The organism is Bradyrhizobium sp. CFUWI (assembly GCF_056429085.1).
Genome location: NZ_JBWJZE010000081.1, coordinates 1 through 2,900 on the forward strand (window position 1 = coordinate 1; position 2,900 = coordinate 2,900).

Consider the following 2,900-nt stretch of genomic DNA (forward strand, 5'->3'; position numbering starts at 1 on the left):
CAGCGATCGCCCAAGAGCAATTTGCAAGAAACTGCGGGCTCACCCGCCGAAATCCTGCGAACAGAACCATGTCTGTTCGCCAAAAATCGATTCTCTCTCAACGGCTTGCGTGTTCTTCACAACCGACTGAAAAACAAGCAAGGCCCTGAAGTTTTCGCATTCGGTTTGATGGAGAGCGAATTGGATTGCCTAAAAGAGCCGACGAGACAAATCGCAACGTCTTGCCATATCGGCAATGTCAAAAGACGGTTGCGTTGTCAACGTTGCCGGACTCGGTGAACAATCTCAGCGCGCGGCAGTGGGGGCGCATGACTAGAATTCGGCTGACGTGCTCAAGCGTGCCGGCTGCGGAGGTCACCGACACAATAAGCGCCTCATTGAGGCGTCTTGTCGTCATTTCGCCGACGCGTTCGCCACAGGTCGCATAGCGTACCTCCAAGGCGGAGCAAAAAAGGTCGATAACAGGCCCCCCGTAATCCGGGCAATACGGAATCGTCATGTCGCAAACGATCGGCCCTGATAGCGAGTGCACCGCGAATGAAGGGGCAGAGCACTGGTCAGATCCGAAGTACAATCTTTCATCAGATGGGGACTTTGTTCGGTACTGGAGCCGAGCTGCCGATCGGCTGCGCGCGGTGGCTGCGGTTGGGAGGCGAACCGAAGAGGCGATCGGAAGGACCGGGATTGGCTTGCAGCTATCGTCCGAGAACTTTAACGGTCACGACCTGTCAGATTTCCCGTTGCGACGCTGTACCCTCAATCGTGCGCAGCTCTACGGAGCAAAGTTGGATCGGGCGGACCTTTCTGGGGCGAATCTTGTCTGTCCGGGGCTAGAGAGGGCAAGCTTCCGCGGGGCCAAGCTCGATTTTGCGTATATGCATGCGATTGCAGCGCAGGTCTGCAACTTCGACGATGCCAGTCTTTGCAATGTAATTGATGCAACGGGCAGCCTGTTTCACGGTTGCAGCATGAAAAGGGCACGCTTTGATAACGCTATGCTCAGCGGGCTTCTCGCTTACCAATGCGATGCGAGTGATGCTGTATTCGATGGCGCGGAGCTACAGGGTTCGACCATTAATGAATGTTTCCTTCCTTCCGCTTCCTTCCGCTTTGCCAAGCTGAGCCAACTCACGATCACGAAATCACATCTGGCGTCTTGCTCGTTCTTCCAGTCAAAGGGGAACTGTTTATCGATTGTGCGTCCCACCTCGGTCGATGGTCTTGTCCTGGAAGGCGCTCATCTTCCGTATCTGAGACTATCAAAGGTAAGCGGCCACATCGCAGCGAGAGGCATGTGCGCACCATTTGCTGATATTCACCTGTCAAATCTTCCAAATGCGGAGCTTGAGCAGACGGACCTGACCGAGGCGCGGCTTTTGTCCGTAAACTTGTCCAACGCAAACCTCGTCGGCGCCGTGCTCAACGGTGCATCCATTCATTCCTGCGAGCTCGACGGAGCGGACCTGTCTCTGGCATCAGGCGAATGCATTTCTATAACAGAGAGCACGATGCGAGCCGCCAAATTATCGGGCTTTCGTGGCCGCTCTACCTTTGTGCGCGACTGCGATCTCGAACGCGCAGACCTATCCAATGCTTACCTTTACAGGTCGATGATCACCGGTGATCCCCCGCAATCAATGGCACTGGATGAGGCAAATCTCGAAGGATCGAATCTCGTTCAGGCATATCTCGCCGCAGGAATGACGAGAACTAATCTGGAGGCAACGCGGGCCGCGTACGTGCGCATGAACCAATCGTCCTTGCGCGAGGCGAACCTGAGTGGGATGTCGCCGTTCCAGGCCAGCTTCGTAAAAGTGGATTTTTCGGGCGCTAAGATAACCACATTCGAGCCACCGTTCTTTGCAGACCGATGTCCGGGCCTACAGGCCGCTCTGAAGGGGGATCAGCCACGCGATCCATCAAGCTATCTGACTGAATTCTCATCGTTGATCCGACAGGGTCGAGAAGGGTCTACCTGACGGCTTCGGAGACTGCAAAATAGAAGTCAATGCAGTGTCGGCGAGTTAGGACAGGTCTGGGCGGTCGTTCGAGCTGTGAGCGAGCGCTTAAGCGCTATGGGGCTCCCTGGCATCGCCGGCGGATACGAGAGGCAGGGCAGACCTTCTGTGCGATCCGACCGACGCTCTTTTGTAAGCGGCGCACGCCGCTTACGCTCTTTTGGCATTCAAAGAGACTGGAGTAGAAAATGCATCTGGCATGTCTTTCCGCAGGTAAAGCGTTCATTCGGGAGGTGGCGAGAACAGGGCAGACTATCGGGACGGTACATACTCTCGGAGCCCTGCATCTTGGGCATGCAGAACTGATCAGAAGGGCGGCATCGGAAAATGACGTCGCGATCGTCACAGTCTACCCGAACAAGATCCAGCTTAGACCGGGTGGGAGCTACGACTTCAATTTGGACGACGATATTGGACTTGCATTGCGTTCGGGAGCAACTGCCGTAATTTCCTCCAACGACACCGAAATGTTCCCGCCTGGCTATCGAACCTTTGTATCGCAAGGCGACTGTCATTTGCGTCTAGGGGGACCCGAGGCCTATTTGCAGGAAGCCGTTACCGGGGCAGTCCGCTGGATCTGCTATGCAAAGCCGACTCGCAGCTACTTCGGCCTGAAAGATATCGGTCAGGCGATCCTGGTGAAGCGCGCCGTCGCAGATCTCCTTCTGGATTGCGAGATAAGGTTTGTGCCGACCGTGAGATACAAGAACGGAGTGCCCATTTCGTCGCGTCTGAGACGATTTAGCCGTTCCGAGTGAGCTGGTCCCGCAAATCTGAACAGCGCGATAAGTGGAGTTTCTGCCTGACGGCGGGCAAGATTGACCCGCGAATCAGGAGAGACGATGAGCAGACGAGCACGGCGGAACCACACTCCGGCTTTCA

3 protein-coding genes are annotated in these 2,900 nt (G+C 55.6%); 2 read left to right on the plus strand and 1 reads right to left on the minus strand.

The features are described 5' to 3' along the window. Positions 1-238: 238 nt before the first annotated feature. A complete protein-coding gene (locus AC066S_RS38645; RefSeq protein ID WP_126262010.1) occupies positions 239-499 on the minus strand; it encodes a hypothetical protein in 261 nt (86 codons plus the stop codon). Between AC066S_RS38645 and AC066S_RS38650 the strand changes: the two genes are divergently transcribed. Beyond that, positions 498-1,979 carry a pentapeptide repeat-containing protein gene (locus AC066S_RS38650; protein ID WP_126262009.1) on the plus strand — a complete coding sequence of 494 codons (1,482 nt, stop codon included), beginning with the start codon at positions 498-500 and terminating at the stop codon, positions 1,977-1,979. The genes AC066S_RS38645 and AC066S_RS38650 overlap by 2 nt on opposite strands. A gap of 227 nt (positions 1,980-2,206) precedes the next feature. Further along, complete coding sequence (locus tag AC066S_RS38655) at positions 2,207-2,776, plus strand: pantoate--beta-alanine ligase (RefSeq protein WP_478271905.1); 570 nt, start codon at positions 2,207-2,209, stop codon at positions 2,774-2,776. The last annotated feature ends 124 nt before the right edge of the window (positions 2,777-2,900 follow it).